The sequence below is a fragment of the Catenulispora sp. GP43 genome, from assembly GCF_041260665.1.
Classification (GTDB): Bacteria; Actinomycetota; Actinomycetes; order Streptomycetales; family Catenulisporaceae; genus Catenulispora.
Map to the genome: position 1 here is coordinate 337,227 of NZ_JBGCCT010000008.1, position 14,117 is coordinate 351,343.

Here is a 14,117-nt window from a genome sequence, read left to right on the forward strand (position 1 = left end):
ATCGCACTGAAGGAACGAGGGAGCACGCCATGAGCACCGACATCCAGGACCGCATCGAGCGCGAGACCCTGATCGCCGCCTCCCAGGACCGGGTCTGGTCCCTGGTGACCGAGCCCGGCTTCTGGGTCGCCCCGACCGGCGCCACCGCCGCCGCGGGCCAGACCACCGTCGCGCACCACGACGAGTACGGCGACTACCCGGTGCGGGTGGAGAAGGTCGACCCGAAGAGCTATGTGTCCTACCGCTGGGCCAGCGCGTACAAGGGGCAGGAGTTGCGTGAGGGCATCACGACCCTGATCGAGTTCACCCTCACGCCCGAGGACGGCGGCACCCGGCTGCGCGTGGTCGAGAGCGGCTTCGCCGCGCTGGACGGCGGCGAGGACACCCGGCGCGGGGCGCTGAAGGACAACACGGAGGGCTGGGCGCAGGTGATGGAGGCGCTGCGCAAGCGCGCCGAAGAGGCTGCGTGAGGTCGCGGGGGGTTTCGATGGATCCGATAGCGGGGGGTGGCGGCGGGGCCGCGGCCGCGACGTCCGGCGGCGATGAACCCGGCCTCGCTGCCGAACCCGGCCTCGCTGCCGAACCCGTCGACGAGGTCCTGGCCGCCCTCGCCGACCCGACCCGCCGCCGCCTGCTCGACCTGATCTCCGCCCGCGGTACCGCCTCGGCCACCGAGCTCGCCGGCGGGCTGCCGGTCACCAGGCAGGCCGTGGTCAAACACCTGGCCGTCCTCGACGCCGCGGGCCTGGTCACCGGGCGCCGGCAAGGCCGTGAGGTCCGCTACGAGGTCCGCTCCGCCGCCCTGGATGCCACCGCGCGCTGGATGGCCTCCCTGGCCGCCGACTGGGATCGCCGCCTGGCACGGATCAAGGCCGTCGCCGAAGCGGCGGAGGTTGCGGCGCGCGACGAGCACCACTGATACGCCAGTATGCCGCTACGCCGGTATGCCGATATGCAGTGACGACACGCCGACCGCGCCCCGCCGCGTTTCTTAACGAGAATTTCAGGTCCGCCTGCAAAGCTGTCTAGCTCCGGTGATTCGCGCTGCTGTCGACAGCGCGAATCACCGGAGCCTGTTTTCAGGCCGGTTTCAGACCGGTCTCAGGCCGGGGAGGCGACCGGCGCGTCGACGCCCCAGCGCCCCACCGCGTAGCGCACCGCCCCCACGACCGGAGCGTCGGTCACCACCGTGATGGGTCCGGGCGCGCGCTCCCGGACCCGGTGCAGCAGCCGGGGATGTCCTGCGGCCGCCACCGAGCCGCCGAGCAGGACCGGCGGATCCTGCAGATCCAGACGGCGGGCCGCCGACCCGGCCATGCCCGCGATCTCGTCGGCCAGCACGTCGATCAACCAGCCCGCGACCGCATCGCCGGCATCCGCCGCGGCGAACACCGCCGGCGCCAACCCGGCCAGCCGCCGGTCGGACTCCTGGCCGCGGTGGATCGCCAGGACAACGTCCAGGGCCCGCTCCCGGCCGAAGTGCGCGGTGACGGCGTCGAGCAGCGCGGTCGCCGGACCCCGGCCGTCCTCGGCGCGCACCGCCCAGAACAGCGCGGCCCGGCCCAGATCCCCGCCGCCGCCCCAGTCCCCGGACTCCCAGCCCAGGCCCGGGAACGTCGCGGTGCGGCCGTCGGGGGCCACCGCCACGCAGTTGATGCCGGTGCCGCAGACCACTGCGACGCCCTGCCGCTCCGGCGAGCCCGCGTAGAGCACGGCGAAGGTGTCGTTGGCGACGTAGACCTCCTCGGCCCAGCCGCGCGCCTCGACCTCGGCCTGCAAGGCGGCGATCTCCTCGGGCAGGTCGGCGCCGGCCAGGAAGGCCCCGATGCCGCGCACCGGGGCGCCGCCGCCCTCCTGGAGTACCTCGGCGACCAGCGCGTCCAGGACCGCCATCGCCGCCGGCACGCCCAGCGCCTGCGGCCGGAACGCCCCGCCGACGGCACGGCTCACCTGCGAGCCGTCGGCGCGGACCAGGCGCACATCGGTCTTGCTGTTGCCGCCGTCAACGGCGAGAAGCAGTACGTCGCGGCGTCCCTCAGCGGTGCTCATGAGCGGCACCCTATCGCCGCCGCGCGATCTTCCCTCACTCGCCGCTGGGCGGCACCTTCGGCCTGGGCTGGATGGACAGCGGGCTGATCCCCACCATCGTCAGACCGGCGCGCGCATAGCTCAGGAACACCGAGCGCGCGGCCCGGCAGACCGCGCATCGTGCTCGCTCCCGTCGCCAGACCCCGGACAGCTCACGCCCGAGCTCGTCGGCGTATCGCTGGAACACCACCCGGTCTTGGTCGGCGACGGACATCGGCGGCTCCTGACTGCGACTGACAGATGTGATCTGGGTTACAGCCATATTGCTGACACCTGCTTGAAAGGTCAACGACCAGTGACGACTCGGCTCCGACCGCGGAACTCGGCGACGATCTCCTCAGTCGGACCAGCACCATCGCCCGAGCCGTCCGCACCACCCCGCGTTACCGTCACGTCATAGATCCCGCTCCGCCCGGCCAGCACCCGCTCGACCGCGCACGCCGTGAGCACATCGCCCTCGGCCACCGGCGCCAGGAAGCTGACGTCGGCCCCAGCCGCGACCGTCACCGGCCCATGGCTGTTGCAGGCCAGCGCGAACGCGGTGTCGGCAAGCAGGAACACGTACCCGCCATGCCCGATGGCGTGCCCGTTCAGCATGGAGGCGGCCACCCGCATCCGCGCCACAGCCCGCCCCGGCGCCAGCTCGACAAGCTCGATCCCCAGCCCCGCCGAGGCCTTGTCGGCGTCGAACATGCGGCGTGCGGCGTCCAGCCCGGCGGCTTCTTCGGCGGCTTCTCTTTCGGTGTGCATGCCAGCGACTTTATGCCGCCGTGGGATCCGGCCCGCGCACGGCCACCCGCAGTTCGGCGAACGCCTCGGCCAGCGAGTCCGGCGTGTAGTGCGCGTTCAACCCGCTGGGATTGGGCAGCACCCACAACCCCGTCGCCCCCACCGTCTGCTCCTGACGCCCCATCACCGCCTTCGGCGCGTCGAACGCGACCCGGTACGCCCCGATCCCGACCACCGCCAGCCAGCGCGGCCGGAACTCGGCCACCTTCGCCCGCAGCACCTCCCCGCCGGTGCGGTACTCCTCCGGCCGCAGCTCGGCGGCGCCGGCCGTCGCGCGCGCCACCACGTTCGTGATGCCCAGGCCCAGCCCGATCAGCTGCTCCTGCTCGGCCGGCGCGAGCTGGCGCGGGGTGAAGCCGGAGCGGTGCAGGGCGGGCCAGAAGCGGTTGCCGGGGCGGGCGAAGTGGTGTCCGGTCAGGGCCGAGAGCAGGCCGGGGTTGATGCCGCAGAACAGGACGTCCAGGTCCGGCGCGATGACGTCGGCCAGCGTGCGGCCGTTCGCGGCGGCCAGGTCTTCGGGGGTGTGGCGGGCCGTCATGGGTACGACCGTACGCGACGCTGCCGGGCCCCGCCGCCCGCGCGCCACCGTGACGGGCGCCCCAGAACGAGTAAGAATCCTGAGTATGTCGGATCTTCCCGTTCTGAACACTTCGGACCCCGAATACGCCCGCGACCCCTACGCCGCGCTGGCCCCGATCGTCGAGGCCGGACCGGTGGTCCGGGCCGTGGTGGACGGACTGGCCGTCTGGCTGGTCACCGGCTACGACGAGGCCCTGTTCGTACTGTCCTCACCGCAGATGAGCATCGACGGCATCAAGAACTCCGGGCCGGAAGCGCGCGAGGTGTTCTGGGCCGGCGCCGCCGACCATGGCCTGCAATCGCACATGGGACGCGTGGACCCGCCGGACCACACCCGGCTGCGCGGCCTGGTCCAGCAGACCTTCACCCCGCGCCGGGTCGCGGCGTTGGAGCCGTGGATCCGGGGGATCGCCCGCGACCTGATCGCGGCGTTCCCCACCGGTGACGCCGAGATCGATCTGATGGAGGCGTTCGCGCTGCCGCTGCCGATCACGGTGATCGCCGAGCTGCTGGGCATCGACATCGCGCAGCGCGCCGATTTCCGGCACTGGGCCGACACCGTCCTGCAGGCCGACGAGCGGCAGGTGCCGGAGTCGGCCGTGGCGGCGCGCGAGATCTCCGCGCTGTTGGCCGGGCTGATCGAGCAGCGCCGTGCCGCCATCGGCGACGCGCCGCTGGACATCTCCCATGAGGGCACGTTGATCGACGGCCTGATCCGGGCCCACGACCGGGGCGACAAGCTGAACGAGGCCGAGCTGGTCTCGCTGCTGTTCCTGTTGCTGGGCGCCGGGTACGAGACCACGGTCAACCTGATCGGCAACGGCACGCTGACCCTCCTGTCCGACCCCGCGCGCCTGGCCGCGCTCCGGGACGACCCGGCCCTGCTGCCGGCCGCGATCGAGGAGTTCCTGCGGCTGGACCCGCCGGTGAAGGTGGTGTTCCCGCGCTACCCGCTGGCCGACGTCGAACTCGGCGGGGCGCTGATCCGCGCCGGCGAGCCGGTGGTGGTGCACTTCAGCGCGGTCAGCCGGGACGAGCGCCGTTACAACGACCCGGCCGTCTACCGTCCTGGCCGCGGCGCCGACCGCTCCGAGCCCTCGCACCTGACGTTCGGCTACGGCCTGCACCACTGCCTGGGCGCACCGCTGGCGCGGCTGGAAGCGCGGATCGCTTTCGGTGAGCTGCTGAGCGCATATCCGCACCTTGAGTTGGCGGCCCCGGAAGAGTCGCTGCACTGGGACCACAGCCGACTGTTCCGCGGGCTGTCCGGGCTGCCGGTGCGGCTGGGGGACCGGGCCGCCTGAGAGATGTCAACCCCATGATGACAACCTGTCCGGACGTTAAAATGTCATAACATTCGGTTGACCGGCTGCCCGGTCCGCAGGAAGCTCGCACCAAGTGGCCACCACAAGCACCGGTAGCGACGGAGGCTGGCATGACACTCTTGGGGCTGGTCGGCGTCGGGCGCATCGGGGCCTTCCACGCCAGGACCCTGCACGGTCTGCCGGACGTCGAGGTGGTGGTCGCCGACGTGCAGGCCGGCCGGGCCGAGGAGCTGGCCGCCGCGCTCGGCACGCGCTGGGCCCCGGACATCGGCTCGCTGCTGCGCACCGATCTGGACGCGCTGGTCGTCGCCACCTCCACCGGCAGCCACGCCGAGCTGATCGAGCGTGGCGTCGCCGCCGGCATCCCGGTGTTCTGCGAGAAGCCGGTCGCCGAGAACAGCGCCAAGACGCTGGAGGTCATCAAGAGCGTCGACAAACACGGCGGCCGGGTGCAGATCGGGTTCCAGCGGCGCTTCGACGCCGGCTACGCGGCGGCGCGCGCCGAGGTGCGGGCCGGGGCGCTGGGCCGGGTGCACACGGTGCGGGCCCAGACCTGCGATCCGGTGCCGCCGCCGGCCCGGTACATCGCGACCTCCGGCGGGATCTTCCGGGATTGCAGCGTGCACGACTTCGACGCGATCCGCTGGGTGACCGGCCGGGAAGTGGTGTCGGTGTTCGCCTCCGGTTCGAACCGGGGCGCGCCGTTCTTCGCCGAGTTCGGGGACGCTGATACCGCCGCGGCCGTGCTGCGGCTGGAGGACGACGCGCTCGCGACCGTGACGGCGACGCGGTATCACGGTGCGGGGTATGCGGTGACGCTGGATGTGGCCGGGACGAACGCCAGTGTCGGCGCCGGGTACGACGACGGGCTGCCGGTGCGGCCGGTGGGCGTGCCCGTGCCCGATCCCGGCGGCGGCCGTGGTGGGGGCGGCGGTGGCGGTGGCGGCGCGGCGTGGCCGAAGGGCCCGGCGTACGCAGGCTTCATGGACCGTTTCCACCAGGCCTACATCGATGAGCTCCAGGCCTTCGTACGCTTCGCCCAGGGCCGGATCGAGAACCCCTGCCCGGTCGGCGACGCGCTGGAGGCGCTGTACGTCGCAGAGGCCTGTGACGTGTCGCGAACCGAGAACCGGCCGGTGACGATAACGGAGGTGCGGCGATGACCGCAGAGCGGATCACGGATGGGAACACGGAGCGGAACGCAGACCGGAACGCAGACCGGATCACGGACCGAATCGCCGGCGCGCCGATCTCCTGGGGCGTGTGCGAGGTCCCGGGCTGGGGCCACCAACTGTCCGCCGAGCGCGTGCTGACGGAGATGGCCGAGGCCGGCCTGCGGGCCACCGAGTTCGGCCCCGACGGGTTCCTGCCCGAGGACCCCGGCGAACGCCGCGCGCTGCTGAAGGAGTATCAGCTCCTTGCGGTCGGCGGGTTCGTCCCGGCGGTGCTGCACGAGCCGGGCCACGACCCGTGGCCGGCCGTGGCCGAGGCGCTGTCCGGGTTCACCGCCTCCGGCGCGGATCTGCTGGTACTGGCCGCCGCGACCGGCGCGGACGGCTACGATTCGCGTCCGGTGCTGGATGCCGGCGGCTGGCGGACGCTGTTCACGAACCTGGACCGGATCCGCGCCCGCGCCGTGGGCCTGGGCATCCGCACCTGCCTGCATCCGCACGTCGGCACCATGATCGAGACCGGCCAGGAGGTGGACCGGCTGCTCGACGCCTCGGACACGCCGCTGTGCCTGGACACCGGACACCTGCTCATCGGCGGCGGCGACCCGGCCGCACTGGCCGCCCGGGCCCCGGACCGGATCGCGCACACGCACCTGAAGGACGTGGACGCCGCCCTCGCCGAGCGGGTACGAGCCGGCGAGATGACATACTACGAGGCCGTATGCGCCGGTATGTACCGGCCGCTGGGGCGCGGAGACGCCGACATCGCAGGAGTCGTATCGGCGTTGGAAGGGAACGAATACCGGGGCTGGTACGTGCTGGAGCAGGACACGGTGCTGGACGCCGAGCCCGGCCGCGGGGCCGGGCCGGCCGCCGACGTGCGCGCCTGCGCCGCCTACCTGGAGGGCCTGGCATGACCTACGACGTCGTCACGATGGGCCGGGTCGGCGTGGACGTGTATCCGCTGCAGGTCGGCGTGGGGCTGGAGGACGTGGAGACGTTCGGCAAGTTCCTTGGCGGCAGCCCCACGAACGTCGCCGTCGCCGCGGCCCGCCACGGCCGCCGCACCGCGGTGGTCACCCGCGTCGGCGCCGACCCCTTCGGACGCTACGTCCGGCGCGCCCTGGGCGAATTCGGCGTCGACGACGCGTTCCTGGCGGAGGTCGAAGGGCTGCCGACACCGGTGACGTTCTGCGAGATGTTCCCCCCGGACGACTTCCCGATCTACTTCTACCGTTGGCCCAAAGCCCCCGACCTGACGATCACCCCGGACGAACTCGACCTGGAAGCGATCGCAGACGCGGGCGTGTTCTGGGCGACCCTCACCGGCCTGTCCGCCGAACCGAGCCGCTCAGCCCACCACGCAGCCTGGCAGGCGCGCGCCGCCACCCCGCACACCATCCTCGACCTGGACTACCGCCCGCAGTTCTGGGACTCGCGCAACGCCGCCGGTCGCGCGGCACGCCTGGCGCTGCCGCACGTCACGGTGGCTGTCGGCAACGTGGAGGAGTGCTACACGGCGGTGGGCGAGCGCGACCCGCACCTGGCCGCGGAAGCGCTGCTGAGCCTGGGCCCGCAACTGGCGGTGGTGAAGCTGGGCGCCGCCGGGGTACTGGCACGCACGGCGGAGCAGACGCTGGAACTGCCGGCCCCGACGGTGAAGGTGGTCAACGGCCTCGGCGCCGGCGACGCGTTCGGCGGCGCCCTGTGCCACGGCCTGCTCTCAGCCTGGCCGCTGGAGCGGACCCTGCGTTTCGCGAACGCCGCCGGCGCGCTGGTCGCCGCCCGGATCGAGTGCTCGACGGCGATGCCGGACACCGGCGAGGTGTTGGCGGCGCTGGAGGCCGGGGATGGGTGAGGGGGCGGTCGCTGAGCAGCTGGCCGATCACGGCGATTGTCCGCCGGGTCGCGAGCTCCCAGCCGGTCGCGCTGGCGTTTCCACTGGTGCTGGGCAGCTAGCCGACCGCAGCGTTCTCCCGGCGCGCCCCGACCACCTTCCCGCTCGCGCCGATCGTCCAGCGAGCCCTGGGCAGTGGCAGTGGCAGCGCCAGTGGCAGCAACAGCAGCAGCAACAGCGCCCTGATCCACCATCCCCCAGTCAACCGGCCCGGCGGTGTGGCGCCGGGCCGGTCCGCGCATCCACCCGGCGTCGTATCGCGTGCCCCCTACCGTTCGTGGAGGTCGTCCATGCTTGACGTCGGGGAGCTTCGGCGGTTGCGGCAGGTGCGGGTGGCGGAGCCGGAGGCCATCGCGGCGGCGGCGTCGGCGCGGCGGCGGCGGTCGTTGGTGGAGCGCGGGGGGCGGTTGATGCTCATCGCCGCCGATCATCCGGCGCGGGGGGCGTTGGGGGTGCGGGACGATCCGTTGGCGATGGGGGATCGGCGCGAGTTGTTGGAGCGGTTGGTCGTAGCGCTGGGGCGGCCGGGGGTGGACGGGGTGTTGGCGACCCCTGACATCGTGGAGGATCTGCTGCTGCTGGGCGCGCTGGACGACCGGGTCGTGGTGGGGTCGATGAACCGGGGCGGGCTGGCCGGGTCGGTCTCCGAGCTCGATGACCGCTTCACCGCCTACGACGCCGCCGCCATCGCCGCCTCGGGTCTGGACGGCGGCAAGATGCTGCTGCGCATCGACCTCGGCGACCCCGACACCGTCTCCACGCTCGAAGCCTGCGGCCGCGCCGTCTCTCAGCTGGCCGCGCGCCGCCTGGTCGCGATGATCGAGCCGTTCATGGCGACCCGCGCCGGCGACGGCCGGCTGCGCAACGACCTGTCGGCCGCCGCCGTCGTCCGCGCCTGCGCGATAGCCGGCGGCCTGGGCTCGACCAGTGCTTACACCTGGCTGAAGCTTCCGGTCGTGGAGGACATGGAACGCGTCCTGGCCGCGACCACCCTCCCGGTCCTGCTCCTCGGCGGCGATCCCGACGTGGCCCCGCAGGAGACATACGCCGCCTGGGAGAAGGCCCTTGCCCTGGAAGGCGTTCACGGCCTGGTGGTAGGACGGGCCCTGCTTTATCCACCGGACGGCGACGTCGCGGCGGCAGTCGACACCGCCACCGCCCTCGTGAAGCCCGGAGTCCGCGAATGAGTGCCGGAAACATCCGAACCACCCGCCGCCTGACCGTGGCCCAAGCCCTGGTCCGCTTCCTGGCCGTCCAGCACACCGAACGCGACGGCACCCGCCACCGCCTCATCGAAGGCGTGTTCGGCATCTTCGGCCACGGCAACGTCGCAGGCCTCGGCGAAGCCCTCCTCGGCCTCGAACTCCAGGACCCGGCCCTGCTGCCCTACCGCCAGGCCCGCAACGAGCAGGCCATGGTCCACACCGCCGCCGCCTTCGCCCGCACCCGCGACCGCCTGTCCACCTACGCCTGCACCACCTCCGTCGGCCCCGGTGCCACCAACCTGGTCACCGGTGCGGCCCTGGCCACCGTCAACCGCCTGCCGGTCCTGCTGCTTCCCGGCGACGTGTTCGCCACCCGCACCGCCAACCCGGTCCTGCAGGAGCTGGAGGACCCGCGCAGCCTCGACGTCTCCGTCAACGACACGCTGCGCCCGGTCTCCCGGTACTTCGACCGGATCAACCGCCCCGAACAACTGCCGGCGGCACTGCTCAACGCGATGCGCGTGCTGACCGACCCCGCCGACACCGGCGCCGTGACCCTCGCGCTGCCGCAGGACGTGCAGGCCGAGGCGTGGGACTGGCTCGAAGAGCTGTTCGAGCAGCGCATCTGGCACATCCCGCGCCCGCGTGCCGACATCAGTGCCCTGGCCAGGGCGGGTGCCGCGATCATGAACGCCGAGCGCCCCCTCATCGTCGCCGGTGGCGGCGTCACCTACTCGCAGGCCACTGACACGCTCCGCGCGTTCGCCCGCGCCACCGGCATCCCGGTCGCCGAAACGCAGGCCGGCAAAGGCGCGATGGACGAGGACGACCCGCTGTCCCTGGGTGCCGTCGGCGCGACCGGCACCAGCGCGGCGAACCGCATCGCGGCCCGGGCCGACCTCGTGATCGGTGTCGGCACCCGCTTCTCGGACTTCACCACTGCCTCCCGCACCGTCTTCGCCGACCCCGACGTGCAGTTCGTGACCATCAACATCGCCGCCTTCGACGCCGCCAAACACGCCGCCATCGCAGTCGTCGCCGACGCCCGGACCGCACTGCAAGACCTGACCGGGATGCTTAACGGTTCTCCTACAGGAGCTACATACAGGGCCGAAATCGCTGACGCCCGCTCGGATTGGGCCGCGACCGTCGAGTCCGCCTACCACTTCGCCAACGCGCCGCTGCCCTCGCAAATCGAGGTCATCGCCGCCGTCAACGACGCCGTCGCACCCGGCGACGTGGTCGTCTGCGCGGCCGGCTCGATGCCCGGCGACCTGCACCGGCTCTGGCGCACCGGCGGCGACCCCAAGTCATACCACGTGGAGTACGGCTACTCGTGCATGGGCTACGAGATCGCCGGGGGCCTGGGCGTGAAGCTCGCAGCGCCCGAGCGCGAGGTCTACGTCCTGGTCGGCGACGGCTCCTACCTGATGCTCGCCCAGGAGATCGTCACCGCCGTGGCCGAGGGCGTGAAGCTGATCGTGGTGCTGGTCGACAACGCCGGCTACGCCTCCATCGGCGCACTGTCCGAATCCCTGGGCTCGCAGCGTTTCGGCACCGCCTACCGCTACCGCGGCGCCTCGGGGCGCCTGGACGGCGGGCCGCTGCCGGTGGACCTGGCCGCCAACGCCGCCAGCCTCGGCGCGAACGTCGAGCGCGCGACCGATCTGGAGGAGTTCGTCGCGGCGCTGGACCGTGCCAAGAAGGCCGACCGCCTCACAGTCGTGCACGTCACGACCGATCCGCTGGCCGGCGGGCCCGACGGCGGCGCGTGGTGGGACGTCCCGGTCGCGCAGATATCAGAACTGGAATCCACTCGCGCGGCCCGAACGGGGTATGAGGAGGCGAAGAAGGCTCAACGCCCGTACCTGTAACGCCACAACGGATGTGGAGGAGGCACGTATGGCACCGAGAACACGCTCTTCCATCGGCCGGCTGCTCACGGCAGTGCTGGCCACGGCGCTCCTGATCGCCGGCTGCTCGTCGTCGAGCTCGTCGTCCAAGAACGGGGCCGGTTCCGGCGGTTCCTGCCCCTACACCTTCGCCGTCATCACCCACGGCGACAACGGAAACTTCTGGAGCGTCGTCTACAAGGGCGCCAAGGACGCGGCCAAGGACACCGGCTGCAAACTGTCCGAGACCTACGGCTCCCAGCAGCAGGGCCAGGCCCAGCCTGACGACAACGCCGAGAACGCGCAGATCCAGAACGCGATCAACGCCAAGGTCAACGGCATCATCGTCTCCGACCACGCCCCGAGCGTCATGAACTCCACCCTGGCCGCCGCCTCCGACGCCGGGATCCCGGTGGTGCTGGTCAACGCCGGCTGCGACGACACCGACATCGCCGCGGCCAAGGCCATCACCTGCGTCGGGCAGCCCGAGCAGCTGGCCGGCAAGCAGGCCGGGCAGCGGTTCGCCAAGGAGAACGCGTCCAACGTGCTGTGCGTGATCCACCAGTCGGGGCAGAACCTGCTCGACCGCTGCGACGGCATCGCGCAGGGCCTGGGCGTCGGGCAGAAGTGCACAAGTGGGGACGCCCCCACTTCCGGCCCCGCCTGCACCGAGCTGATCCTGTCCACGCCGAACGCCGCCTCCAACCCGCAGCAGGCGGTCGGCCAGGTGACCGCCTACCTGGCCTCTCACCCAGGTGTCAACGCGGTGATGACGCTGAACAACGCGATCGGCCAGTCGCTGGTCGTCGCCAAGCCGGCGCACGTCAAGATCGCCACCTTCGACCTGTCCAGCGACGTGCAGAACGACCTGGAAGCCTCCCCGCCGACCCTGGACTTCGCCGTGGACCAGCAGCAGTACCTCCAGGGCTACCTCCCGGTGGAATTCCTGTTCCTCTACAACAAGCACGAGGGCAACGCGGTCGGCGGCGGCACCACCGTGGCCAGCGGCCCCAAGCTCGTGGACAGCACGAACATCAAGTCCGTGGCCGCCGCGATCGCGGCCGGGGACGACTGATGATCAGCTCGGACGTCACGGTGGCCCGGCCCGGTGAGGCCGGGCCGCCGGCCGGCAACGGCGACGCAGACGGAGACGGTGTTGACACCGGCGCCGACGGCCTGGTCGGCGCGCTCACCAGGGCCCTGCGGCGCCCGGCCCTCGGGGCGCTGCTCGGGGCGGTCGCGGTGTTCGTGGTCTTCACCGTCACCGACAGCACCCCGCAGCACTTGTGGCTGACCCAGACCGGGTTCCAGGCCTGGGCGCAGCAGGCGGCGTTCTTCGGCATCATGGCGGTGCCGGTCGGGCTGCTGATGATCGGCGGCGAGTTCGACCTGTCGACCGGCGGGATGACCGGCTTCTGCGCGATCATCATGGCGCTGCTGGTCGGGAACGAGCACTGGAACGCCTGGGCCGCTGTCGCTCTGACGTTCGCCTTCGGAGCACTGGTCGGCGCGGTCAACGGGCTCGTCGTGACCCGCTCGGGGCTGCCGAGCTTCATCGTCACGCTGGCCACGTACTTCGTCTTCCGCGGCCTGTCGGTCGGCGGGGTGCTGAAGGTGAACCACGGTAGTACCAACATCGGGCTGACCGGGACGAGCCATCCGGGGCTGAACAGCGCCAAGGACGTCTTCGGCGGCTCGTTCGCGCACAGCAACGGTCTGCCGGGCGGATACCAGACCGCGATCCTGTGGTTCGTCGGCGTCACCGCGGCCGCGGTGTGGCTGCTGGCCCGGACCCGGTTCGGGAACTGGGTGTTCGCCGTCGGCGGCGACGCCGACGCCGCGCGTAAGGTCGGGGTGCCGGTGCGGCGTACCAAGGTCCTGCTGTTCATGACGACCTCGACGGCCGCCGCGCTGGTCGGCGTCATCTCGTTCCTGCAGACCAACACCGCGGTGTCCGAGCAGGGCGTCGGCTACGAGTTCTACTACATCATCGCCGCGGTGGTCGGCGGCTGCCTGCTCACCGGCGGGCACGGCTCGGCGCTCGGCGCGGCGTTGGGGGCGTGCATCATCGGGATGGCGTTGCAGGGCGTCATCTACTCCGGCTGGGACAGCTCGTGGGACTTCACGTTCCTCGGCGCGATCCTGTTCCTGGCCGTGGCCGTCAACACCCTGACCCACCGGAGAGCGATGAGGGCGCGCCGATGACCATGCTGCTGGAGGCCGACGGCGTCGGTAAGTACTTCGGGAACGTGCGCGCCTTGAGCGAGGTGTCGCTGTCGGTGCGCGCCGGCCAGGTGACGTGCGTGCTGGGGGACAACGGCGCCGGCAAGTCGACCCTCATCAAAATCCTGTCGGGCGTGTTCGCACCGGATGAGGGCGAGGTACGCGTCGACGGTGCGGCGGTGAGGTTCCACAGCCCCCGCGATGCCCTCTCCGCGGGTATCGCCACGGTCTTCCAGGACCTGGCGATGGTGCCGCTGATGGCGATCTGGCGGAACTTCTACCTGGGTTCGGAGCCGACAAAGGGGTGGGGGCCGTGGCGGCGCTTCGATGCCCGCGCGGCCCGGGCCGGTACCCGCGAGGCGCTGGCGGCCATGGGCATCGACCTGCGCGATCCGGACCAGCCGGTCGGCACGCTGTCCGGCGGGGAACGGCAGTCGGTGGCGATCGCGCGCGCCGTGCACTTCGGGGCCAGGGTCCTGATCCTGGACGAGCCGACCTCGGCCCTGGGAGTCAAGCAGGCCGGGGTGGTGCTGCGGCGCGTCGTTCAAGCACGGGAGAGAGGACTGGGCGTCGTGTTCATCACCCACAACCCGCACCACGCGCATCCGGTGGGGGACCGGTTCGTCGTACTGAACCGGGGCCGGCTGCTCGGCGACTTCGCCAAGTCCGAGATCGGCCGCGACGAACTGGTGCGGCTGATGTCCGGCGGTGCGGAGCTGGAAACGCTCGGACACGAGCTTGAACGGATCCCGGGCATCGCCGCCAGCGCTGATACCGAAGCCAATGCCCCTGCCGCCACAGCACAAGAAGAGCAAGAACCAGAGCAAGAACCAGAGCAAGAACCAGAGCAAGAACCAGAGCAAGAACCAGAGCAAGAGCAAGAGCAAGCCGGTCCGGCGCCGGCTGAAGCGCTTGATGAAAACAGTTGATCGAAGCCAGCACTGTCG

At 71.6% G+C, this 14,117-nt stretch carries 15 protein-coding genes; 11 read left to right on the forward strand and 4 right to left on the reverse strand.

Going from position 1 to position 14,117, the window contains the following annotated elements:
- Positions 1-29 precede the first annotated feature (29 nt).
- Positions 30-470, forward strand: a complete 441-nt coding sequence (locus ABH926_RS19030; RefSeq protein ID WP_370366996.1) for an SRPBCC domain-containing protein — start codon at positions 30-32, stop codon at positions 468-470.
- 128 nt (positions 471-598) lie between these two features.
- On the forward strand, positions 599-919 hold the full coding sequence (locus ABH926_RS19035; RefSeq protein WP_370367073.1) for an ArsR/SmtB family transcription factor: 321 nt from the start codon (positions 599-601) through the stop codon (positions 917-919).
- Between the two features lie 182 nt (positions 920-1,101).
- Here ABH926_RS19035 and ABH926_RS19040 read toward each other — a convergent pair whose 3' ends face one another.
- From ABH926_RS19040 to mug, 4 genes are all read right to left on the reverse strand, one after another.
- On the reverse strand, positions 1,102-2,049 hold the full coding sequence (locus ABH926_RS19040; RefSeq protein WP_370366997.1) for an N-acetylglucosamine kinase: 948 nt from the start codon (positions 2,047-2,049) through the stop codon (positions 1,102-1,104).
- A gap of 34 nt (positions 2,050-2,083) precedes the next feature.
- A complete protein-coding gene (locus tag ABH926_RS19045; RefSeq protein ID WP_370366998.1) occupies positions 2,084-2,302 on the reverse strand; it encodes a hypothetical protein in 219 nt (72 codons plus the stop codon).
- A 71-nt stretch (positions 2,303-2,373) separates the two neighbouring features.
- Positions 2,374-2,838, reverse strand: coding sequence for a hydroxyphenylacetyl-CoA thioesterase PaaI (gene paaI / locus ABH926_RS19050; RefSeq protein WP_370366999.1), 465 nt, complete (start codon positions 2,836-2,838; stop codon positions 2,374-2,376).
- Between the two features lie 10 nt (positions 2,839-2,848).
- Positions 2,849-3,415 carry a G/U mismatch-specific DNA glycosylase gene (gene mug, locus ABH926_RS19055; RefSeq protein WP_370367000.1) on the reverse strand — a complete coding sequence of 189 codons (567 nt, stop codon included), beginning with the start codon at positions 3,413-3,415 and terminating at the stop codon, positions 2,849-2,851.
- Between the two features lie 85 nt (positions 3,416-3,500).
- On the opposite strand from mug, the gene ABH926_RS19060 reads away from it, so the two are divergent.
- From ABH926_RS19060 to ABH926_RS19100, 9 genes are all read left to right on the forward strand, one after another.
- Positions 3,501-4,760, forward strand: coding sequence for a cytochrome P450 (locus ABH926_RS19060; RefSeq protein ID WP_370367001.1), 1,260 nt, complete (start codon positions 3,501-3,503; stop codon positions 4,758-4,760).
- Positions 4,761-4,891: 131 nt separating this feature from the next.
- Positions 4,892-5,944, forward strand: coding sequence for a Gfo/Idh/MocA family oxidoreductase (locus ABH926_RS19065; protein WP_370367002.1), 1,053 nt, complete (start codon positions 4,892-4,894; stop codon positions 5,942-5,944).
- A 59-nt stretch (positions 5,945-6,003) separates the two neighbouring features.
- Complete coding sequence (locus ABH926_RS19070; protein ID WP_370367074.1) at positions 6,004-6,870, forward strand: sugar phosphate isomerase/epimerase family protein; 867 nt, start codon at positions 6,004-6,006, stop codon at positions 6,868-6,870.
- Positions 6,867-7,811 (forward strand): 5-dehydro-2-deoxygluconokinase, encoded by a 945-nt coding sequence (iolC, locus tag ABH926_RS19075; RefSeq protein ID WP_370367003.1) that lies wholly within the window; start codon positions 6,867-6,869, stop codon positions 7,809-7,811. The genes ABH926_RS19070 and iolC overlap by 4 nt, the downstream gene beginning before the upstream one ends.
- 329 nt (positions 7,812-8,140) lie before the next feature.
- Positions 8,141-9,037: a hypothetical protein gene (locus tag ABH926_RS19080; RefSeq protein WP_370367004.1), complete on the forward strand. Its 897-nt coding sequence runs from the start codon at positions 8,141-8,143 to the stop codon at positions 9,035-9,037.
- Positions 9,034-10,929, forward strand: coding sequence for a 3D-(3,5/4)-trihydroxycyclohexane-1,2-dione acylhydrolase (decyclizing) (gene iolD, locus ABH926_RS19085; protein ID WP_370367005.1), 1,896 nt, complete (start codon positions 9,034-9,036; stop codon positions 10,927-10,929). Before ABH926_RS19080 ends, iolD begins: the two co-directional genes overlap by 4 nt.
- Before the next feature lie 28 nt (positions 10,930-10,957).
- Positions 10,958-12,022: a substrate-binding domain-containing protein gene (locus tag ABH926_RS19090; protein ID WP_370367006.1), complete on the forward strand. Its 1,065-nt coding sequence runs from the start codon at positions 10,958-10,960 to the stop codon at positions 12,020-12,022.
- On the forward strand, positions 12,022-13,152 hold the full coding sequence (locus ABH926_RS19095) for an ABC transporter permease (protein ID WP_370367007.1): 1,131 nt from the start codon (positions 12,022-12,024) through the stop codon (positions 13,150-13,152). Before ABH926_RS19090 ends, ABH926_RS19095 begins: the two co-directional genes overlap by 1 nt.
- Entirely contained in the window at positions 13,149-14,099 is a 951-nt protein-coding gene (locus tag ABH926_RS19100; RefSeq protein WP_370367008.1) for an ATP-binding cassette domain-containing protein, read from the forward strand. Before ABH926_RS19095 ends, ABH926_RS19100 begins: the two co-directional genes overlap by 4 nt.
- Positions 14,100-14,117: the final 18 nt, after the last annotated feature.